Here is a 20,418-nt window from a genome sequence, read left to right as displayed (position 1 = left end):
TTAATTTTGGCTTCTCCTTACAATCAAAGAAAATTAAAAATTTGATTTGTCAAATATAATCCAAAATTCGTGCCTTTATATGCAAAATTCAGAGGTTTTTATTCTTGCCATCGAAAGTTCTTGCGATGATACTGCTGCTGCAGTTTTACATAACGATAAAGTACTCTCAAATGTTGTGGCCAATCAGCTTATTCACAACCAATATGGCGGTGTTGTACCTGAGTTAGCCTCAAGAGCTCATCAGCAAAATATTGTTCCTGTAATTGATGCTGCACTACGCAAAGCAAATGTACAAAAAGAACAATTAACTGCCATTGCATTTACACAAGGTCCTGGCTTAATGGGATCTTTATTAGTAGGAAGTTCATTCAGTAAATCACTATCATTAGCATTGCAAATTCCGTTAATTGCTGTCAATCATATGCATGCTCACATTTTAGCACACTTTATTGATGAGGAAGGATTTGACAAACCTGAATTTCCATTTTTAGCACTAACAATTAGCGGAGGCCACACGCAGATCGTAAAGGTAAATGGCTTCTTTGATATGGAAATTATCGGAGAAACCACTGATGATGCTGTTGGAGAAGCTTTTGATAAAAGTGCCAAAATTCTTGGGCTTCCCTACCCTGGTGGTCCGTTAATTGATAAGTATGCGAAAGAAGGCAACCCAAAAGCTTTTGCTTTTACCAAGCCAAAAGTACCCGGATTAGATTTTAGTTTCTCCGGATTAAAAACGGCTATTTTGTATTTTATTCAGAAGAAGAAATTAGAAAATCCAAATTTCATTGAAGAAAACCTGAATGATATTTGTGCGTCTATTCAATATACTATTATCGAAATTTTGATGGATAAATTGAAATTAGCGGTAAAAGAAACCGGAATAAAACAAATTGCGATTGGTGGCGGTGTTTCGGCAAATTCCGGAATTAGAACCCGATTGAAAGAAAGTGAAAGCAAATACGGATGGAAAACTTTTGTTCCGAAATTTGAATACACTACAGATAATGCTGCAATGATTGGAATTGTAGGTTATCAAAAATATTTATCAAATCGTTTTGAAACTCAGGCAGTAGTTTCAAAAGCACGAATTCAATTTTAATTATGCAATTATTTTATAATCCTGATATAAACGAAACGACCGAAACTTTTTCTTTTGACAAAGAAGAAAGCCGACATATAATAAAGGTTTTACGGAAAAAAGACTCCGATATTCTACATGTCACAAATGGTTTAGGTTTATTATTTGAAACCGAAATTACATTAGCTTCTGATAATAAATGCATTGTTGAAGTACTGTCTATAAAAAAGTCTCCAGAACCAAAATTCCGTTTGCATTTAGCAGTGGCACCAACCAAAATGAATGATCGTTTTGAATGGTTTTTAGAAAAAGCTACTGAAATTGGTATTCAGGAAATTACTCCTGTTTTTTGTGATCGTTCAGAAAGAAAAGTAATTAATTTAGAGCGTTTTGAAAAAATAATTCTTTCGGCAATGAAACAATCTAATGAAACGTATCTGCCAAAATTGAATGAAGCAATTTCGTTTAAGGAATTTATCAAACAAAAAAATGAAGGCTTACAATTAATTGCGCATTGTGAGGAAACGGATAAAAAATCATTGAAAGAAGTTTTAAAACCAAATGAAAATGTAACTATTTTGATTGGTCCTGAAGGCGATTTTTCAGATAAGGAAATTGCATTGGCTTTAGAAAATAATTTCCAGCCGGTTATGTTGGGTAATACCCGTTTACGTACTGAAACTGCTGCTGTTGTAGCTTGCCATACTGTTGTTTTTTTTAATGAGATTATTAATTAAATCGTGATCTTGTCACAAAAAGCCGCATATGTAAAAAGCAAATTATCCAGATAATTTATAATTATATGAAAAAAATCTTTTACTTATTATTCTTCGTCTCTATTTCTTCCTTTTCACAAGAAATTGCTTTATTAAAATATAGCGGTGGTGGCGATTGGTATGCAAATCCAACTTCGTTACCAAACCTCATCCGATTTTGTAATTCGAATATCAATACGAGAATAAAAGCAAAACCATCAACGGTTGAACCAAGTAATCCGGATTTACTCTCCTATCCTTTTGTTCACATGACCGGACACGGGAATGTTGTTTTTAGCGATGCTGACGTAACAAATCTTAGAAATTATCTCACTGCCGGAGGTTTTCTGCATATCGATGATAATTACGGAATGGATCAGTATATTCGAAAAGAAATTAAAAAAATATTTCCAAATAACAGCTTAGTAGAAATTCCCGCAAATCATCCTATTTTTCAGAAACCTTTTCCATTTCCAAACGGATTACCAAAAATCCATGAACATGACGGAACACGTCCCCAGGCATTTGGAATTTTCATAGAAAACAAACTGGTTTTACTTTATACGTACGAATGCGATTTAGGTGACGGCTGGGAAGATTCGGAAGTACATAATGATCCTACTGATGTTCGCGATAAAGCCTTAAAAATGGGTGCAAATATCATCAACTATATTTTTACTAATTAATTCTAAAAAAAAGTGCAGCTTACTCACAGAGAAAATCAATTTGAAAGAAAAACATTTCCAATAACATTGGTTTGTGACAATATTTACTTTCAGCAAAACATTGGTTCCCTATTTAGAATAAGTGAGGCTTTTGGAGTAGAGAATATTATTTTCCTGGGAAAAGATATTCCGTTAACACCTCGAAAAATCAATAAAACATCAAGAAGCACTCATCTTCATGTGCCTCATCGGATTATTGAAGAAACTTCTGAACTTATAACTTACTTGCTTGAAAATAATTTTGAAACTATTGCGCTCGAAATTGCAAGTAACAGCAAACCGCTAAAAGAAGTCAATATTCCTGAAAATCAAAAAATTGCACTTATTATAGGAAGTGAGATTGATGGAATTTCTGATGAACTCCTAAAAATTTCTAAACAAATTGTCCATATAAATATGTTTGGTAAAAACAGTAGTATGAATGTTGTACAAGCTGCAAGTATAGCATTGTACGAATTTACATCATAATAAATAATTGTTTATTTTTGTAAGAATCAAGCTGTGCGGGCTGTTGTAAAATTCTCACAAAAATTTTGTTATAAAAGTTTGGCAGAAAAAGCATTTTGTTATAAAATTGCTATATAAATAACCAAATTTAATTTTTTATAACAAAAACCCAAACAATTATGAAAAAAGTTTTTATTACTGCATTTACAGCATTAGTGCTGTTTTCTTGTCAAAATGACCAAACAGAACCAGCTGGTTCAGATGCTATTGTTGCTACACAGCGCCGTTGTGCTTCGCAAGAAGTTCTAGAGGCTCAATTAAAAGCAAATCCAACGCTAGCAATTACAATGAATGAAATTGAAGCTTTTACAACAAATCGAATCCTTACGAATCGTTTGGTTAATGGTAAAGTCGAAATTCCTGTTGTAGTAAACGTTTTATACAAAACGACTGCACAAAATATTTCAAATGCACAAATTCAATCTCAGATTGATGTTTTAAACAAAGATTTCAATGCTTTAAACTCTGATTACAATAGTGTTCCTGCACTTTTTGCAGGAGTAAAAGCTAATGTAGGAATTACATTTGTTTTAGATCAGGTAATCAGAAAATCGACTAATAAAACTTCATGGGGAACTAATGATGCCATGAAGAAAACAGCTCAGGGTGGTATTGCTCCTACTTCTCCAACAACTAAACTTAACCTTTGGTCATGTGCTATTGGTGGAGGAATTTTAGGATATGCACAATTTCCTGGTGGAGCATCATCTACTGATGGAGTTGTTATTGATTCTAGATATTTCGGTTTATCTGGTGCTGCAAATGCTCCTTTCAACCTAGGAAGAACAGGTACTCACGAAGTTGGTCACTGGATGAATTTACGTCATATCTGGGGAGATGCTACTTGTGGAAGTGATTTAGTATCTGATACTCCGACGCACAACACAGCAAACTATGGTGTACCAGCTTACCCACATTATAGCACATGTTCAGGAACACCTGTCGAAATGACTATGAACTATATGGATTACACAGATGATAGTGGAATGTATATGTTCTCATTAGGGCAAAAAAGCAGAATGGCAGCTATATTTGCTTCTGGAGGTCCAAGAGCAGCATTTGGAATCTAAAGAAAAAACATACCAAACAAGAAAGCGAGATCTCAACATCTCGCTTTTTTTATTCGCGAAAAATTTAAAAGCTTTTCCTATATTTATAGTCTAAAAATAAATCATGGTAACATCAAAAATCATTTCGAACGGAATTTTAAGAGCTTTAACTACAATCCTGGTCGTTGCAGCTATTTTATATTTTTTATATGAAATACAAACAGTGATTGTTTATTTATGCATTTCACTAATACTATGTCTGATCGCAAATCCACTGGTTCAATTTTTAAAAAACAAATTAAAGTTTAGCAATTCATTAGCTGCAACCACAACAATTATAATTTTCATTCTGTTAATGATCGGTTTCATTTTGCTCTTTGTCCCGTTAATTATTTCGCAGGCAAACAATTTATCGCTTTTGGATACCAATCATCTTCAACAACAATTAATTCAAACAGAACGTAGTATAGAAAGCTATTTCAATATTCAGCATGTTGATTTAAATAAAGTCCTAAAAGAATCAAAAATTACCTCTGCCTTTAGTTTTGGTTACTTTACAAGTTTTATAAACTCCATTATGGGTTTTATGGCTGATATGGGAATGGGACTTGTTTCTGTATTTTTTATCACCTTCTTCTTTATTAAGGATCAGGAGGATTTTAAAGCAGGAGCCAAAAGAATTCTTCCTGATACCAACGAAGATAAAATCATAAATTCTATTACAAAAATAAACCACTTATTAACCCGCTATTTTATTGGTTTGTTACTTCAATTAACCGTTGTCTTTATTTTATATCTGATCGTTCTAATGGTTTTCGGAAATAAAAATGCGTTGGTAATTGCCTTTTTATGTGCTATTTTAAATATCATTCCGTACATCGGACCAATTATCGGAACTATATTAGCCGCCATATTAACCATGATTAGCTTGATTGGAAGCGATTTTCAATCCGAAATTTTACCAACAACTATCTATGTTGTCATTGGCTTTTTATTGGTTCAGGCAATTGACAATAATATAAGCCAACCCATAATTTCTTCAAAAAGTGTAAATTCGCACCCGCTAGAAATATTTTTGGTCACTTTAATTAGTGGAATTACTTTTGGAATTGTTGGGATGGTGATTGCAATTCCGGTATTTACCATGTTAAAAGTAATTTTAAAAGAATTTTTTCCTGACAATAAAATTGTTTCCGTATTAACTGAAAAAATCTAACATTGAATTCGTCCATTTTAAGCAAAAACATTCAGGAATTTATCGCTAAAAATACTGGTACATCCCTTACAAAGCTAGCACTTCAGAAAAATCCTTTTCCAGAAGTTGAGTGGATTTTGATACTGAACCAAATAGAAGCCAAAACAAAAGCAAAAGACAAATTACCAACCTGGTTTGCGACCGAAAATATCATTTACCCAAGTAAAATATCAGTCGAACAAACCTCATCTGAAAAAACAGCGGCTTATAAGGCTTCATTAATTTCAGGGAAAAGTTTAATTGATCTTACAGGAGGTTTTGGCGTTGATGATTATTATTTCTCTAAAAATTTCAAAATCGTTGCACACTGCGAAATAAATGAGGATTTATCTGCTATTGTAAAACATAATTTCACACAATTAAATGTGAAAAATTGTTTTTGTTATGCCGGCGATTCTGCAAATACCTTAAACGAAGCAGAGCCAGATTTTAAATGGGATTGGATTTATATTGATCCATCAAGAAGAAATGATGCAAAAGGCAAAGTATTCATGCTGAAAGACTGTTTGCCAAATGTTCCCGAATTATTAAATTTTTACTTTGAAAAAACCAATTCAATTTTAATAAAAACGGCACCATTATTAGATCTCTCCGCAGGTTTATCAGAATTAAAGTTTGTCAAAAACATTCACATTATTGCTTTGGAAAACGAAGCAAAAGAATTACTTTTTGAAATTCACAATCATTATAAAGGCGAAATAACGATTAAAACGGCTAATATCTTAAAAGATAAAATCGAAACTTTTGAATTTGTTTTAGGTAATGAATTTGAGTTTCCAACCTATAATTTACCTCAAAAATATCTGTATGAACCCAATTCGGCCATAATGAAATCTGGAGGTTTTGACGAAGTAAGTTCTATTTTCAAAATAAATAAACTTCATAAACATTCTCATTTATACACTTCTGAAGCGTTAATTGATTTTCCGGGAAGATCTTTTGAAATAGAAAAAGTAATTTCATACAATAAAAATGAGATGAAGACCGAGCTTTTAAATCAGCAAGCAAACATAACAACCCGGAATTTTCCAGACACGGTAGAAAACATTCGAAAAAAGTGGAAAATAAAAAATGGCGGAAATTTATATTGTTTTTTTACAACAGATAAAAATGATAACAAAATAGTTTTAATTTGCAGAAAAATAACTTAAAAATGAAACAACTAATTACGCTAACTTTTTTTCTGTTAACCTTTACAGCATTTGCCCAAAAACCTTGCGAATACAGTGCCAATGTAACTGACTCAATTGGTACATACAAAATTACTAACGAATACCTAATGAGTGAGAAAAACTTTGCCGGAACTTCCAGTTATATTTTCTTCGCATTAGCACAAACAGACGGTTTGCCAACTTTAAACTTACAATTGATTCAAAAAAGTAAAGATTTTATAAAAGCCAATTGCTTTGATAAAAATTCAAAAGTTTTTTTACAATTACAAAATGGAAAAGTTGTGACTTTAATGCACATCGATCAGGAAAACTGCGGAACATTAATTCGAGATGACAAAGGTTTTGATAACCGAGTAAATACTGGTATTTTTATGTTTTTGAAAGATAATTTTGAAGAGCTGAAAAAATCGCCGGTAAACATTATGCGTATTAAATACTTAACAACCACCGAAGATTATATTATAAAAAATGAATTAACATCTGAGATGAACGGAAAAGTATACAAACCGGATACTTATTTCATGGAAAACATAAGATGTGTGGAGTAACTATTCGCAATTCCATTTTTGATTCGAAACTTTATCTTTTAAACCTATTTTTAAATTATAATGCCACCACTCAGAATCGAATGAATTGAAGCCATTTTTAGTCATCACTTTTTTAAGAAACTTTCGGTTCGATTTCACTTCACTCGAAAGTTTAGTATAATTATGACTGGCCTGTATTCCGAAGAAATCAAAAGGAGTTCCCATATCAACTTCTTTTCCATTTTTATCTACTAATGAAATATCAACGGCTCCTCCTCTATTATGGATGGAGCCTTTTTTTGGATCTGCAACATATTCTGGATTTGAAACTATTTCCCACATTTTTTTCTGGATTGATAAAGGCCTGTAACAATCGTATAATTTAATTTTGAAGCCTTTCTTTTTGAAATCATTGTTCGCAGCAATTAGGGCCTGAACTGTTTTAAAACGTAAAAAACACTCCGCACAATCATACACCTTTGCTTTCAGAAAATTATCATCGGTTGCATATTTCATATCATAAATAAAATCCTGACTGAAGTCTTTTAGATTCACAAAAACGGTATCAGCAATCGCTTTTTTTGGTTCGCTTGTGTAAACCTCATTTTGAGCATTAGAAGCTAATCCTAAAAAAAGAGTAATTAAAAAGAGTGAAGTATTGATGAATTTTGACATGATCGGCATTTTATAAATTGAAAGATTTTCTAAAAAGTAAATATAAGAATAAATAAGCCGATCCGAAACCTGCAAAAATCCCTTTAAAGAAGATAACCTTCTGCTTTTTACTCTTGTTCACTACAACCATTTAATGTTTTTTCGTTAAATTAGCTAAGTAAGATTTTAAAAATCAATTGTTTAATTTAAAAATCTCTAACTATGAAGAAAGGGACACGAAAATATTTGCTTGTAGTTGCATTAAGTAGTTTTTTCTTGATTTCATGCAAAAAGGAAGTCATTAAAAGAGTTCCGTCAACAGATTCAACATCAATAAAAATAGATGCCTTAAAATCAGATTCTGCGATAAGCAATCCCTCAGATACCTTAAATAATTTAGTCAATAAAAGCGTGATTGGATCACATTTGCTAACGGATAGTGCCCTTTCACCAAGATTAAAAACCCTTTTAGGTGCTGATTACGATCAAATGGTTAATTATTGGAATACAGAGACTCCTTTTGTTAAAGAAGGCAATATTTTGCATGCCAGCGGATGTAAACAGCATGATTGCAATACTTACTCTTATGATCTCTATATTGACATAAAAAACAACAAAATCAATGTCTATAAATTCAGCAAGTCTAAATTAACGATCTATGCAGAGGATGATTATCGCATTGTATTAAAAGATTCTTTATTGCAGGATTTGAATACCAAAAAAATCAATGCAAATATTCCGAAGGAGAAATAAAGAAAGATTTCATATAAAATAAAATAGCGGTTATTTAACCGTTATTTTATTTTTTTATAATGCCAAATTGCAAAACATGCCCATAGCATAAATTCTTTACTCTTTACTCTTTACTCTTTACTCTTTATTCTTTACTCTTTATTCTTTATTCTCTAAATCTCCCCGGTCATCAAAATGTTTTCCTGTACACCTTTCTGTTTCAGCATTCTGAAATGGGAGCGCACGGCATGATAAAAAGGATAAGAAGTATACGGAAGATCATATTCTTCAGCATAACGTCTTATTATTGGAGTAATATAGGGATAATACGTATGACCAACGTTTGGAAAGAGATGATGTGCCACATGATGTGTGAATCCGCCGTATAAAAAATTAGCTAATTTACTATCGGTACTAAAATCTTTAGTCACGATCATTTGGTGCATCGCCCATGTTGCCGAAAGATTTCCTTCTTCATCTGTACCCGGAAAGTGTGCGTCTTCATCTACATGCGTTGATACCAAAGCTACAACGCCAAGTGCACTACCACACATGTGCATGGCAAACCAACCTCCTAAAACTATATACCATTGCTGATTTAAGAGCAGCATTGGCAGAAAGAGCATATAAAACAGATTTATTATTTTGGCAGCAAACATTTTATAGATTTCAATCGTCGGGATTTTCTCCACCACTTTTTTTACATAATTATCTTTCTTCCCAAAAAAATCTTTAAAATCTCTAATATAAATCCAATTCAAACTGTAGAACGGATAAATAAGCCACATATAAATATGTTGGTATTTATGGTAATTAAATAGCGGGCTATTAGGGAAAATCCGGATAATATCACTTTGTTTAATATCGACATCCCAATCCGGCACATTTGGAAACGCATGATGAAGATTGATGTGGCGACGTGTCCAGAGCCAATGATTACCACCAAAAAGCTCTAGCACATACATAAACCATTCATTATGCTTCGGTTTTTTAAACAATGCACCATGCGCAGCATCATGAAATGCATTTATAAAAAGCACGATCATAGTGATACCGCACAAAATGTAAAAGAGAAATAGTAATGGTGTGCTGTTTCCGAACAGCAAAATACAGGAATAAAACAAAAAGAAAAGTACAACTAGTCCTAAAGACTTAATTACGTTAAACCGATACAAAGATGTTTTTTTTAAAACCGTTTCATTTACTTCCTTTCGAATCTTTTTAAAAAAATCATCAGTACCAGGTTTTACATAAACCGGGCGATTTAATTTTTCCATAATGATTATTGGCTAGAAATTCTTACCTCAAATTTAATAAAAAAAAGTTAAAGCACAGTATAAGAAAAGGTTACTAATAATTAAAAAGAATAAAATAATATCATTATTAGAACAAGAAATTGATTATCTACTCAATATTAAGATTGATTTATCGATTTTAAAACAGATTCAAAAAACAAAAAACCACTCGTTTGAATGGTTTTTAGCTTTAACTTAAAATGCAGTTTCTTATTTTACCAAATAGCTGACTTTATCTGCTTCGCAAAGTCTGAAATAACCAAAAGCAAAATTATTAGAATCACTTGTGTTGACAATATTACCCCTGATATTTCCTGGCGGAATAGAAAAAGGACTTCCTCCATATACTTCCAAAATTAAGTTCATATAATTATAAAAGTTTTTAGAAACGCCGCGATGGGTAATGTTAACCGTATTTCCAGGTTTCATTTTATCTGAGTCTGAGTATCGCGCAATAATTTCATTCCCATTAAATAATTCATCATCTGTTAGCTCATACTCAGGAAAAAGCAGAAATTCACTTTGATAATCCGTAAGGTAGTAGTTCGTTTCATTAGCTGGATCTTTGTAATAAAATGTAAGTTCGATCACATCTTTTCCATCAAAATCAGGAACAATCGCCTGCTCTATTTTATCAATAGGCGTTACAGAAGTCAGTTTTTCAACTGCGGTAAAGCTTTGTCCTTCTGCGGTTACATAAAGTGTATAATCCATGTCGATAACCGGTACAAAATTAGTACACACATAAGAACCTGGCTCTGTTTCAGTGAAGGTAAAAACATCACCATTTGTATTTTCAATTCTTACCTGAGCACCAGAAACTTTTGGTGTAGTATTATTATAATAGGGTGCAGTTTTACTAATCTTAATGGTTTGTTCATTTCCGGTTGTCCCTTTTTCCCAGATAATTTCTGCGTCTACAACTAATTTTGTTTCACCGGTTTCTAAATCAAGAGTTACTGTGTCTTCACAGGATGAAAAAAACAGCACAGAAAATAAACTCAATAAAGTGAATACTTTATTTCTAAAATCATATTTTTCAAGCCTTTGCATAATCATTAAAATTTAAAATTATAAGATATACCAGGAACTATCCCAAAAATAGATAGTCTTCTGGTCTCATTCGCTCCTGTATCTTCATTCGTTGCAAATGTCATCGAAGCAGCATTTTTTCTGTTGTAGATGTTATAAATACTAAACACCCAGTAGCTTTGCCAACCTTTCTTTTTATCCGGTTTAGGTGTGTAAGTTGCGGCCAGATCTAAATGATGGTAAAGTGGCAGCCGATTTTCATTTCTAAGTGAAAAATTAGGAATATTGATTCCTCCAAATTCATAATAACCATTTGCATACGTTACTGGCTGACCCGACTGCAAAGTAAAATTTGCATTAAAAGACCATTTTGGATTGTATTGATAACTTCCAACAATATTTAAGTTGTGCATTTTATCATATCCTGATAAATACCAGTCTCCATTTGCAATACCAGGTTCTTCAGCTGTTCTGCCAGGAGTTTTTTGCTCTGCCCTTGATAAGGTATAAGAAACCCATCCTGTAAAATTACCGGTATTTTTTCTAAATAATATTTCCATACCATATGATCTGGCTTTACCATTTAAAATAACCTGCTCTATATTATTATTAGCCAATATATCAGCTCCATCTATGTAATCAATACGATTTTGAATATTCTTATAGAATAACTCTCCTTCAAAAGAATAAGTGTCATCCTTGAAATTCTTAAAATATCCTGCTGCAAATTGATCCAGCAACTGCGGTTTTGTAAAAGGTCCGCTTGGTGTCCAGATACTCATTGGCAATGGAGACTGCGTATTGGATAATATATGAATATATTGCGCCATTCTGTTGTAGCTTGCTTTTACTGAAGTATTAGCATTAAAAGCATAAGACAATGCAGCGCGTGGTTCTAAATTATTAAACTTGCTTATTGTTTCTCCGCTTTTATAGGAGATACTTCCTGTAGGAGTACCTTTTTCATAAATATTATACAACGGATTATAAACTACCGACTGTCCATTTTCGTAAGTACTAATTTCCTCACCCCCTAAACGATAAAACATGCTGTAACGAAGTCCGTAGCGAAGATTTAGCTTCTCTGTAATTTGATGTTCGAAATCGAGATAAGCGGAAGATTCTAAAGCATATTTTTTATTGAATTGCTTGTAATTAAACTGCGAATCTGAACTGGTAGGCTGAACAGTACCTGGATTAAAATCATAATACTGACCATCAATTCCGTAATTAAGCTTAAGCTTTTCAGATAATGAATGATTCCATTTATAAGTAAGTCCATAACTTTTTATAACATTATTCCACTCAAAATTCTCTGTAGAAATGTCAAGATTAAATTTATAATCACTGTAGAAAACAGCTAAATTCGTGTTTATATTGTCTGAAAATTTATGCTTCCAGCTTACAATTCCCATTGTGTTTCCGTAAGTGCTGCCAAAACGATCACTTATATCGAAAACATCATTTCCTAAATATCCTGAAAAAGCAAGCGTGTTACTGGCATTCAGCCGATAATTTAATTTAGCATTAATATCATAAAACATAGCCGAATTATTATTATCTGCCAATTTCAAAAATAGATGTGCGTACGAAGTTCGCCCTGCCACAAGAAAGGAGCCTTTATCTTTCTGAATAGGCCCCTGTACCAATAAACGGCTTGATATTAAACCAATCCCACCATTTACTTTGTAATTTTCAAAATCACCAATCTGCTGCGTTACATCTAGTACAGAAGAAACTCTTCCCCCAAATTTAGACGGAATTCCACCTTTATACAAATCCAGCCCACTAACTACATCTGCGTTAAAAATCGAGAAAAACCCAAACATATGTGAGTCTCCATAAACAGGAGCACCATCTAAAAGAAGTAAATTCTGATCTGCTGCACCTCCGCGGACATTAAACCCCGAAGAAAGTTCTCCTGCATTTGTAACTCCCGGCAAGGTCAAAATTGATTTTAAAGGATCCGGCTCACCCATTGCAGACGGAATCTTTTTGATTTCCTCCATAGTCAGCTTATTGACACTCATTTGAGTATTTCTTACATCAACCGCTTTAGAGGTTGTTATAATAACCTGATCTAATTGTTGACTGTCTGCTTCAATGTTAAAATCTATTCGTACATCGCCAGAAACCGTAATTTGTTTTTCCTTGTTCTTAAAACCTACATAAGTAATTAAAACAGTATAGTTTCCATTATCAAGTTCTAATGAAAATTTCCCATTTGCATCTGTTGTAGCGCCAGTCGAAAGTTCCTTGATAAAAACATTGGCACCAATAACAGGTTGTCTGCTATCGTCTAGTACCTGACCTGTCAGCTTATTTTTTTTCTTAGCTGTATTTACGGGCTTTTGCTTTACAAAAATATTATTGCCAACGATAGAAAACTGAATTGGTGTGCTACTGTTTAATTCATTGATAAGCTGCTTAATTTCGACACCGTTATAGGTCTTTTTTTTAGTAAAATACTTTCGGCTTGTATCTATCTGATCAGTAAAAGCAAATTTATAATCTGTCTGATTCTCAATTTGTTTAAATAATTCTTTTAGCGTTACAGTTTTATCTACAGTTACGGTTATACTTTGGGAAAACACAGCCCAACTGAATAAAAAAAAGCACGCTGAAATTATATGCTTCATGAAATTTTGTATTTTTGAATAATATTAAATGGGCTAGCTCTTTGCTACCCTGATTATGAGGAGGATGTGTAGTTTCGCGGCTTGCATCCTTTTCTTTTCTATCGAAAAGTTATTTGCTTTAATTCATCATTTATTTCAAAGTTTAGGTTATACATTTCTGATAGTAATTGCACAATTGTTTTTAAATCTTCTTTTTTATTGATTCTAACTGTAATACGCTGGTTGCTATATTCCTGCGGAATTATCATTTTATATCCATAATTAGCTTCGATATAATCGCTAACAACTGTTAGTTTTTCGTTATCAAAATCCATAAATCTGTTGAATTCTATTACCGAAGCTATTTTATTTCCGTAAGTAAATTTTTCTCCTGGTTTCAGTATCCATTTTTGGGTTTGTCCTTTTACATTCATCTGAACACTTCCTTCATAAAGGTTTACTATTACACCATCTTCATCTTGTCCGGTTACAGTAAAAGATGTTCCTAATACTGTTGTCGTAGTCTCATTACAGAAAACCTGAAAAGGATGTTTCTTATCTTTTTTAACTTTAAAATAAGCTTCTCCTTCAATTTCAATTTTTCTGTTGCTTTCAAAATTATTCGCATAAACAATTTTAGAATTAGGGCTTAATTCAACGCTGGAATTATCGGGTAATAAAACAGTTTTTACTTTTGAAGTAGTATTTTCAACAACATTTGAAGCCATATAAATAGTATCTTGTAGAGGGCTGCTGTTAAAATAAATTCCCGTTCCTGTAAGTCCAAAAATTAAAATTGCTGCGGCAGCTGCATAATAACGCCAGGTTTTGAATTTCTGTTTTTTCACAGGAAATGCTTCAGATTGAAATTTCTCCCAGGAAGCTTCCTTTGTATCATTAGAATGTGAAATAGGAGTTTCTCCCCATACTTTTTTCAATTCTTCTTCTATTCTTTTTTCATCCATGTCTTTGGAGTGTTTAGTTTTTGACAATAAAAACCCTGCTTATTGAAAACACCATACACTAATTCTTTAATGTCCCTGCTGGTTTCAATTTTTAAAATATGATTTTGATCTTCCAAATGAAAATTCATTTTACAATCAGAAATAACGAATTGCAAAAGAAGTACAATAAAGTTTGCATCTTCTTTCGTTTTAACGTCAGTTTTATAAGATTCAATTTTCATTTTTATGTTCCGTTTTTATATATAACAAACGAGAACAAAAAAGTTCCTAACGATCTTCTATTTTTTTTCGAATAAATTTACTGGCAAGATAAATATGATTGGCAATGGTCTTTTCAGAAAGATCCGTCATAGCCGCAATCTCCTTATAGCTAAGGTTTTCCAGTTTATGTAAAGTAAATATTTTTTGCTGTTGCTCAGGAAGCTGATTTATAAAGCTGTGTAATTTTTCTCTTCTCTCTTCAAAAACACCAGTTTCTACAGTTTCATCCACCATTTCAACTTGCGAAGGATCAAGTTGTATTATTTTATTCTCACGGTTAACATGATTAATGATGATGTTCTTACAGATCGTAAATAATTGTTTATCAAACAAAACATCTTCATTAAGCAATTCCCTTTTATTGTATAATCGCAAAAAAGTCTCCTGAACAAAATCTTGTGGGGTAAGGACGGTGAAATTAAAGCGTTTGGCAATATTTATCAGTTTATCGTAGTACTGCAGATAAGCCTCTTTGAAAGAAGCTTCATTACCTTTTTTTAAACTTAGTATAAATTTTTTATTGTCCATCCTAATATAATCATTAGTCTTAACTCAATGGTCAGAATAATATTGTATTCACGTTGATAGCCGAAGATTCTCTTAATAAGCCATGAGTACAAAGAACTGAATTTTTTATACCAAAATTATCTAATAGGAAAAATATAATTTTAAAATTTTGTAATCTTAACATCAACTCTATATCAATTCTAAGAGAAAAAGTGTCAGGTTAAAAAATCAGGAACCTTGATCTTTTTGTAAGTAACTAAAAAAAATGGTATTTAGCACATAAAAAAAAGCCACTCAATTGAGTGGCTTTTTGGGAATCTAATTGGGCAAAATCCGAATATTTTATTCTAAAAAATACCCATATTTTCAGGTTTAATGGTAAATCCAATCCGGATCATATTTTTGTGTTCCTGATAGTCGATTAAACTTTCAGTATAACCTATAAACCATTGAAGGGTGAGATAATAATTCTCATTTTTATAAGGCCTCCAATTTAATTGCGTTTGTAGAGAACCATAATTAATAAGACCACTTCCCTTTCTAAAAAGAATATCGGCACTCCATCTTCCGGGTTGTATCTGATAAGTTGCACTTGCTTCACCGTAACCTACATATTTAGTAAGTTCAGGATTATCTTCTTTATCCACTAGCGGAATCCATCCTCTCAATCCGACAATCCATCTTGGCGAAATTTGTGATTTTAAAGAAAAAGCAAGCATATTCCAGGTTCTCGAATAGATCGAATCCCTTCCGTTTGATTCGTGTTCTAATGAAATCGTTCCATAAGTCAATCTTCCTCCTTTTAAATAAAATGGACGAACTACAGCCACTCCGGGATTAAAATTAATTTCTGCAAATGGTTTTGAACTCGCATAAATATCCCAAAAGGCTTTTTGAGTATACATTAAATAAGGAAAAAAACCACCCCATAAAGGTTTTGATTTCAGTCGCAATTTAAAGCTTATTTGGTACTTCACATCTGCAGAGTTGCGATCGATGGGTTCATCCAAAGGAACACCTGTTAAAAAATAGTTGTCTTTATGGACAGAAAAACTAGGTTCTTTCAACAATGAATCTGCTGCGCGGAAATTCTTTTTAGGTTCTAAAATTTGTGAATTGGATTGGATTGAAAAGAAAATCAAACAAAGAAATAGATATCTAAAATGCATTTATAAGAATTAAATTGGGGTTATTTTTAAACTTTATAAATGTCTATTATTTTACTGAAGGGTATTGACTCAATAAAAATGAGATTTGTCTCAATCAATCATTAGTGAGTTAAATTTATTATAGATTATTTACTCTTAAAACAAAGCAGCCTTATTTACAGTACCAGACCCACTAAATAAAATTAATTTTGGGTATAAAAAAAAGCATCGGCCATAGGCGGATGCTTTATACTTTTTGTAGAGAAGTAGTATTAAGCTACAACTACATTTACTGCATTAGGTCCTTTTTTACCTTCTGCTACGTCGTAACGTACTTCATCATTCTCACGAATATTTTCTGATAGACCAGAAACATGAACAAAGATTTCACTTCCTCCATTTTTTGGTGTTATAAATCCAAAACCTTTTTCTTCATTAAAGAATTTTACTGTACCTTCTTGCATATTAATAATTATTTGTTGAGCGTAAATGTAAGACAATTAATAGTACCATACTGAAAAAGAATCACTTATATTTAAAATAAAAAAAAAATTTTAGATATAATAAACAATTCCAATTCAAAACAAGTATTTGGCTATGGTCTAAATCAGTTAAGTCCCATTCCCAAATTCAAATCATAATTGATTTTCCTTTAAATTACAAATAGGGCCACAATGAATGAAATCACAAAATTCCATTTATAACTATTTGTAAATTAGATACTCATTTCAAATTGGAAGTTTATCATCAATCTTTTAAAAAACTTTTATTTGACCTTAATAACAACTTTTCCTTTGGCTCGCCCGCTTTCTACATAAGATAAAGCTTCATTTGTCTCCTGAAAAGAAAAGACTTTATCAACTGTTGGTTTTATTATTTTTGCTTCTATAAGTGAGGTAATTTCGCTTAATTGCTGTCCATCTGCTCTCATAAATAAAAAAGAATAATCGACATTTTTATTTTTGGCTCTTTTTCGAATACCTGAACTTAGTAAAGAAAGAATTATTTTTACGAACCAGGGAGCTTTAATTTCTTTAGCAAAATCAGGTGTTGGCGGACCCGAAATCGAAATGAGTTTTCCGCCCGATTTTAATATCCTTAAAGACTTTTCAAGTGTTTTTTGATCCTGACTATTCAAAACAACATCGTAATTACTCAGTCTATTTTCGAAATCGCTATTTTTATAATCAATAATAAGATCAGCTCCAAGTTCTGTTAGTAAATCAAAACTTTTTGCACTTGCAGTAATAGCGACTGTTGCCCCAAAATATTTTGCTAACTGAATTGCAATTGTTCCCACCCCTCCCGAACCTGCCTGAATAAATACTTTTTCTCCTTTTTTAATTTGTGCCCTTTCAACCAAGACCTGCCAAGCCGTTAAAGCCACTAATGGGATAGAGGCTGCCTCTTCCATCGAAATATTTTTAGGTTTAAGCGCAACATCTCTTTCATCGATTGCAATAAACTCCGCAAATGTACCAATGCGATGATCTGCCGGCCGAGCGTAGACTTCATCACCAACTTTAAACTTTTTTACATTTTTTCCAACTTTTACAACAATTCCTGCTACATCATGTCCTAAAATTAATGGCAATTTGTATGGCAGGATGAGTTTAAACTCGCCCGTTTTTATTTTAGAATCTAAAAGATTGACTCCTGCTGCGTAAACATCAACCAAAACATCACTGTCTTTTACTTCAGGAACAGGCATTTCGGCAAGTTGCAAACTTCCTTTTTTATTATATTTATTAATGACAAATGCTTTCATTTTATCGATTTTGAGTTTTACTTATTACTTTAGACCTGTGTAAATCTTCTTAGGGTTTACCAAATTGAAAGCCAGTTGTGGAAAAAACCTGCTCACCATATATAGCAGTTTTGTATCGCCTACGCGAATGGTATATCGATCCTTTTTAATAGCGGTAATTAATTCTTTTACCAACTGTTCCGGAGTCATTTTCTTATCCTTTCTTTGGGCCGTCATTTCTGTCGCTACAACAGGAGGAAGCAACTCAAATACTTTAACCTTACTACCTAAAATTTCTAAATTCTTTCTAAGTGTTCTGGTATAAAAACTCAAGGCTGTTTTAGTTGCCGAATAAGTAGGTTCTTCCAAAGCCGGTACAATACTCAAAATTGAAGTTGTATTTATTATTGCACTTTCTTTTCCTGACTTCAACATATCCATAAAAAGATTATTCAGTCTTAAAACTCCAAAATAGTTAATATTCATTTCGTAAATCGCATTCTTCAAAATTTGGTCATTTTTAATTCCGAGATTAAGCGCCGGGCTTCCAACGCCTGCATTATTGTACAAAATATCTATTCCGCCTAAAGAAACTACTGTATCAAAAAGTACTTTTGAATCATCAGGGTTTTCGACATCGCTTTTTATAATGATTACTGATGGAAGTAACTTTTTCGCCGCCTCTAATTTATCCTGATTTCTTCCCGTGATAATTACTCTCGCACCTTCGGCTAAAAATTGTTTCGCAGATTCTAAACCAATTCCAGAACCACCTCCGGTAATTAAAATCGTTTTTCCTTCAATAGTCATAATTTAAATTGTTTTGCATTAGTAACAGGAATAACCTGAATATTTTTTTTTATACTTTTTAGCCTATTTTTAAATATACTAAAAAGTATATTTTATAGTAAAAAAAAGTTATACTGTATATTGTTCTAATTCTAATTTTAAGCTTTTAATAAGACCTTGCATTGGTTTTGCCGTGTCCATAACCCTACACATTACAATGCCTCCTTCAACTGAAGCAACTAATTTAAAGGCAAAAACTACAGGATCAAGGGCCTTTGAAAATTCCCCATTATCAATTCCATACTGAAGCAAAGCAGTCAATTCCTGTTGGCCAATTTTGAACACTTTTGCAACTTTTTCCTTTATAACCGGGTAGTTATCGTCCACTTGTACAGCAGTATTAAATATCGGACATCCTCCAGAAATAAACGTTTCAAAAGGATTTTTATAAAAATCTAAAAAGGCAAATATTTTATCTTTAGTCGTTTTTCCTTTGTAAACTTCTGCTCTAATTTTATCCGAAACCATTTTAAGCGCTAAATCAATAACTTGTTCCGACAAATCATCTTTACCATCAAAATGACCATAAAGACATCCCTTTGTGAGTTTTGTTGCTTCCAGTACATCATCAATATTTGCTCCTGCAATCCCTTTCTCATTGTATATTGGCACCGCAGTTTCTAGTATAAATTGTTTTGTTCTTTCTGCCTTTGTTAGCATTGTAATTTCTAAATTAGAGTACAAATATACTAAAAAGTATATTTTAAAAACATTAAAATACAAAAAAAGTACTTTACTGTTAAACGGTCTAAAAAAGCGAATTAAATTGGTTAACTTTTATTTCTGACAATTAAATCTACTGTGAATTATATAATTACACCTAATATATTATATAAAATGATCTATTACTAAACAGGTAATTTTATTTTATAAAGTTATTAAACTTAAATAAAAACATATGGAAAACTTAATTAATCAGGAAAACCTCGAAGATATTAGAGAACTTATAGAGAACAAAATAAAAGATATTCCCGGAGAATTGATTCTTGCAGGCGCACTTGGATCTATACTCTTATCTTCTTATTTAAATAAAACTGGCCATACGCAGGCTGCTTCTATAATTGGATCATTAGCTGTGCCTATAGCAGGAATAGGCCTTGCAAAATATAAAGACGTCTTAAAATCAGGAATAGCAAGTTTTGAAAAACCTGAACAGGAAGTTTCGCAATCTGTCTAATTAAAAAATAGTTTGCTGACAAAGCACTAACTTTAAACTTATTTATATGAAATCTGAAAATTATTTTTTTTCGTCTGAGGAACCTATAGATGATATTACATATTATGAAGAGCAATTGTTATTAAATTATGACGATTATTTAGATAATGCTTTCGTGGCCGAATTGACTGCCAGCAACCATTATAATCTGGAACTTGGAGATTTGGAAGAAAATCTTTCATATGACATGGATTCTGAATACGATGAAAATGACTGGGAAGAATTGGAATCTATTGGCCTTGAAGGTGAATATGATAAAAATGAAGGACAACCCGGGACTTTTTAAATGAAAGACTAAAACATTCAAAAATAAAAGGAATGTT

23 protein-coding genes are annotated in these 20,418 nt (G+C 32.3%); 11 read left to right on the top strand and 12 right to left on the bottom strand.

The window, feature by feature from the left end; all coding sequences use genetic code 11:
• The first annotated feature begins 79 nt into the window (after positions 1-79).
• From tsaD to IRZ99_RS20370, 8 genes are all read left to right on the top strand, one after another.
• The gene (gene tsaD / locus IRZ99_RS20405) at positions 80-1,102 is read left to right on the top strand and encodes a tRNA (adenosine(37)-N6)-threonylcarbamoyltransferase complex transferase subunit TsaD (protein ID WP_072972072.1); all 1,023 of its coding nucleotides are present in this window, start codon (positions 80-82) and stop codon (positions 1,100-1,102) included.
• Between the two features lie 2 nt (positions 1,103-1,104).
• Positions 1,105-1,818, top strand: a complete 714-nt coding sequence (locus tag IRZ99_RS20400; protein WP_194659229.1) for a 16S rRNA (uracil(1498)-N(3))-methyltransferase — start codon at positions 1,105-1,107, stop codon at positions 1,816-1,818.
• 65 nt (positions 1,819-1,883) lie between these two features.
• The gene (locus IRZ99_RS20395; RefSeq protein ID WP_194659228.1) at positions 1,884-2,522 is read left to right on the top strand and encodes a DUF4159 domain-containing protein; all 639 of its coding nucleotides are present in this window, start codon (positions 1,884-1,886) and stop codon (positions 2,520-2,522) included.
• Between the two features lie 12 nt (positions 2,523-2,534).
• A complete protein-coding gene (locus IRZ99_RS20390; RefSeq protein ID WP_194659227.1) occupies positions 2,535-3,029 on the top strand; it encodes a TrmH family RNA methyltransferase in 495 nt (164 codons plus the stop codon).
• A 158-nt stretch (positions 3,030-3,187) separates the two neighbouring features.
• Positions 3,188-4,138, top strand: a complete 951-nt coding sequence (locus IRZ99_RS20385; protein WP_194659226.1) for a zinc metalloprotease — start codon at positions 3,188-3,190, stop codon at positions 4,136-4,138.
• A gap of 103 nt (positions 4,139-4,241) precedes the next feature.
• On the top strand, positions 4,242-5,333 hold the full coding sequence (locus IRZ99_RS20380) for an AI-2E family transporter (protein ID WP_194659225.1): 1,092 nt from the start codon (positions 4,242-4,244) through the stop codon (positions 5,331-5,333).
• Positions 5,334-5,335: 2 nt separating this feature from the next.
• Positions 5,336-6,523, top strand: coding sequence for a class I SAM-dependent methyltransferase (locus IRZ99_RS20375; protein ID WP_194659224.1), 1,188 nt, complete (start codon positions 5,336-5,338; stop codon positions 6,521-6,523).
• A gap of 2 nt (positions 6,524-6,525) precedes the next feature.
• A complete protein-coding gene (locus IRZ99_RS20370) occupies positions 6,526-7,092 on the top strand; it encodes a hypothetical protein (protein WP_194659223.1) in 567 nt (188 codons plus the stop codon).
• Here the strand turns inward: IRZ99_RS20370 and IRZ99_RS20365 are convergent, their stop codons facing one another.
• The gene (locus IRZ99_RS20365) at positions 7,093-7,746 is read right to left on the bottom strand and encodes a M15 family metallopeptidase (protein WP_194659222.1); all 654 of its coding nucleotides are present in this window, start codon (positions 7,744-7,746) and stop codon (positions 7,093-7,095) included.
• A 201-nt stretch (positions 7,747-7,947) separates the two neighbouring features.
• Between IRZ99_RS20365 and IRZ99_RS20360 the strand changes: the two genes are divergently transcribed.
• The gene (locus IRZ99_RS20360; RefSeq protein WP_194659221.1) at positions 7,948-8,478 is read left to right on the top strand and encodes a hypothetical protein; all 531 of its coding nucleotides are present in this window, start codon (positions 7,948-7,950) and stop codon (positions 8,476-8,478) included.
• 152 nt (positions 8,479-8,630) lie between these two features.
• On the opposite strand, the gene IRZ99_RS20355 is transcribed toward IRZ99_RS20360, so the two are convergent.
• From IRZ99_RS20355 to IRZ99_RS20305, 11 genes are all read right to left on the bottom strand, one after another.
• Positions 8,631-9,734: an acyl-CoA desaturase gene (locus IRZ99_RS20355; protein ID WP_194659220.1), complete on the bottom strand. Its 1,104-nt coding sequence runs from the start codon at positions 9,732-9,734 to the stop codon at positions 8,631-8,633.
• Positions 9,735-9,962: 228 nt separating this feature from the next.
• Positions 9,963-10,805: a DUF4249 domain-containing protein gene (locus IRZ99_RS20350; protein ID WP_194659219.1), complete on the bottom strand. Its 843-nt coding sequence runs from the start codon at positions 10,803-10,805 to the stop codon at positions 9,963-9,965.
• Positions 10,806-10,810: 5 nt separating this feature from the next.
• Complete coding sequence (locus IRZ99_RS20345) at positions 10,811-13,423, bottom strand: TonB-dependent receptor (RefSeq protein ID WP_194659218.1); 2,613 nt, start codon at positions 13,421-13,423, stop codon at positions 10,811-10,813.
• Between the two features lie 98 nt (positions 13,424-13,521).
• Positions 13,522-14,367 (bottom strand): FecR family protein, encoded by an 846-nt coding sequence (locus IRZ99_RS20340; protein WP_194659217.1) that lies wholly within the window; start codon positions 14,365-14,367, stop codon positions 13,522-13,524.
• The gene (locus IRZ99_RS20335; protein WP_194659216.1) at positions 14,349-14,588 is read right to left on the bottom strand and encodes a hypothetical protein; all 240 of its coding nucleotides are present in this window, start codon (positions 14,586-14,588) and stop codon (positions 14,349-14,351) included. Before IRZ99_RS20335 ends, IRZ99_RS20340 begins: the two co-directional genes overlap by 19 nt.
• A 46-nt stretch (positions 14,589-14,634) precedes the next feature.
• Complete coding sequence (locus IRZ99_RS20330) at positions 14,635-15,156, bottom strand: RNA polymerase sigma factor (RefSeq protein WP_194659215.1); 522 nt, start codon at positions 15,154-15,156, stop codon at positions 14,635-14,637.
• 326 nt (positions 15,157-15,482) lie between these two features.
• Positions 15,483-16,304, bottom strand: a complete 822-nt coding sequence (locus tag IRZ99_RS20325) for a phospholipase A (protein WP_194659214.1) — start codon at positions 16,302-16,304, stop codon at positions 15,483-15,485.
• Positions 16,305-16,555: 251 nt separating this feature from the next.
• The gene (locus IRZ99_RS20320) at positions 16,556-16,747 is read right to left on the bottom strand and encodes a cold-shock protein (protein WP_056194237.1); all 192 of its coding nucleotides are present in this window, start codon (positions 16,745-16,747) and stop codon (positions 16,556-16,558) included.
• A 302-nt stretch (positions 16,748-17,049) separates the two neighbouring features.
• Positions 17,050-18,051, bottom strand: coding sequence for an NADP-dependent oxidoreductase (locus IRZ99_RS20315; protein ID WP_194659213.1), 1,002 nt, complete (start codon positions 18,049-18,051; stop codon positions 17,050-17,052).
• Positions 18,052-18,075: 24 nt separating this feature from the next.
• Positions 18,076-18,840, bottom strand: a complete 765-nt coding sequence (locus tag IRZ99_RS20310; RefSeq protein WP_194659212.1) for an SDR family oxidoreductase — start codon at positions 18,838-18,840, stop codon at positions 18,076-18,078.
• Positions 18,841-18,948: 108 nt separating this feature from the next.
• Entirely contained in the window at positions 18,949-19,539 is a 591-nt protein-coding gene (locus IRZ99_RS20305) for a TetR/AcrR family transcriptional regulator (RefSeq protein ID WP_194659211.1), read from the bottom strand.
• A gap of 238 nt (positions 19,540-19,777) precedes the next feature.
• Between IRZ99_RS20305 and IRZ99_RS20300 the strand changes: the two genes are divergently transcribed.
• Positions 19,778-20,056 carry a hypothetical protein gene (locus IRZ99_RS20300; protein WP_194659210.1) on the top strand — a complete coding sequence of 93 codons (279 nt, stop codon included), beginning with the start codon at positions 19,778-19,780 and terminating at the stop codon, positions 20,054-20,056.
• Between the two features lie 46 nt (positions 20,057-20,102).
• Positions 20,103-20,381, top strand: a complete 279-nt coding sequence (locus IRZ99_RS20295) for a hypothetical protein (RefSeq protein WP_194659209.1) — start codon at positions 20,103-20,105, stop codon at positions 20,379-20,381.
• Positions 20,382-20,418 lie beyond the last annotated feature (37 nt).

Source organism: Flavobacterium sp. LC2016-12, from assembly GCF_015351595.1.
Taxonomy (GTDB): Bacteria; Bacteroidota; Bacteroidia; order Flavobacteriales; family Flavobacteriaceae; genus Flavobacterium.
This window is presented reverse-complemented; position numbering and strand designations above follow the sequence as displayed.

Excerpts from the sequence above, each read along its gene's own strand:
- IRZ99_RS20370 (WP_194659223.1), top strand. The coding sequence starts at position 6,526 with ATGAAACAACTAATTACGCTAACTTTTTTTCTGTTAACCTTTACAGCA.
- IRZ99_RS20330 (WP_194659215.1), bottom strand. The coding sequence starts at position 15,156 with ATGGACAATAAAAAATTTATACTAAGTTTAAAAAAAGGTAATGAAGCT.
- IRZ99_RS20310 (WP_194659212.1), bottom strand. The coding sequence starts at position 18,840 with ATGACTATTGAAGGAAAAACGATTTTAATTACCGGAGGTGGTTCTGGA.
- IRZ99_RS20380 (WP_194659225.1), top strand. The coding sequence starts at position 4,242 with ATGGTAACATCAAAAATCATTTCGAACGGAATTTTAAGAGCTTTAACT.
- IRZ99_RS20360 (WP_194659221.1), top strand. The coding sequence starts at position 7,948 with ATGAAGAAAGGGACACGAAAATATTTGCTTGTAGTTGCATTAAGTAGT.
- IRZ99_RS20335 (WP_194659216.1), bottom strand. The coding sequence starts at position 14,588 with ATGAAAATTGAATCTTATAAAACTGACGTTAAAACGAAAGAAGATGCA.
- IRZ99_RS20325 (WP_194659214.1), bottom strand. The coding sequence starts at position 16,304 with ATGCATTTTAGATATCTATTTCTTTGTTTGATTTTCTTTTCAATCCAA.
- IRZ99_RS20345 (WP_194659218.1), bottom strand. The coding sequence starts at position 13,423 with ATGAAGCATATAATTTCAGCGTGCTTTTTTTTATTCAGTTGGGCTGTG.
- IRZ99_RS20395 (WP_194659228.1), top strand. The coding sequence starts at position 1,884 with ATGAAAAAAATCTTTTACTTATTATTCTTCGTCTCTATTTCTTCCTTT.
- IRZ99_RS20400 (WP_194659229.1), top strand. The coding sequence starts at position 1,105 with ATGCAATTATTTTATAATCCTGATATAAACGAAACGACCGAAACTTTT.
- IRZ99_RS20355 (WP_194659220.1), bottom strand. The coding sequence starts at position 9,734 with ATGGAAAAATTAAATCGCCCGGTTTATGTAAAACCTGGTACTGATGAT.
- IRZ99_RS20385 (WP_194659226.1), top strand. The coding sequence starts at position 3,188 with ATGAAAAAAGTTTTTATTACTGCATTTACAGCATTAGTGCTGTTTTCT.
- IRZ99_RS20305 (WP_194659211.1), bottom strand. The coding sequence starts at position 19,539 with ATGCTAACAAAGGCAGAAAGAACAAAACAATTTATACTAGAAACTGCG.
- tsaD (WP_072972072.1), top strand. The coding sequence starts at position 80 with ATGCAAAATTCAGAGGTTTTTATTCTTGCCATCGAAAGTTCTTGCGAT.
- IRZ99_RS20340 (WP_194659217.1), bottom strand. The coding sequence starts at position 14,367 with ATGGATGAAAAAAGAATAGAAGAAGAATTGAAAAAAGTATGGGGAGAA.
- IRZ99_RS20295 (WP_194659209.1), top strand. The coding sequence starts at position 20,103 with ATGAAATCTGAAAATTATTTTTTTTCGTCTGAGGAACCTATAGATGAT.
- IRZ99_RS20315 (WP_194659213.1), bottom strand. The coding sequence starts at position 18,051 with ATGAAAGCATTTGTCATTAATAAATATAATAAAAAAGGAAGTTTGCAA.
- IRZ99_RS20365 (WP_194659222.1), bottom strand. The coding sequence starts at position 7,746 with ATGTCAAAATTCATCAATACTTCACTCTTTTTAATTACTCTTTTTTTA.
- IRZ99_RS20320 (WP_056194237.1), bottom strand. The coding sequence starts at position 16,747 with ATGCAAGAAGGTACAGTAAAATTCTTTAATGAAGAAAAAGGTTTTGGA.
- IRZ99_RS20350 (WP_194659219.1), bottom strand. The coding sequence starts at position 10,805 with ATGCAAAGGCTTGAAAAATATGATTTTAGAAATAAAGTATTCACTTTA.
- IRZ99_RS20300 (WP_194659210.1), top strand. The coding sequence starts at position 19,778 with ATGGAAAACTTAATTAATCAGGAAAACCTCGAAGATATTAGAGAACTT.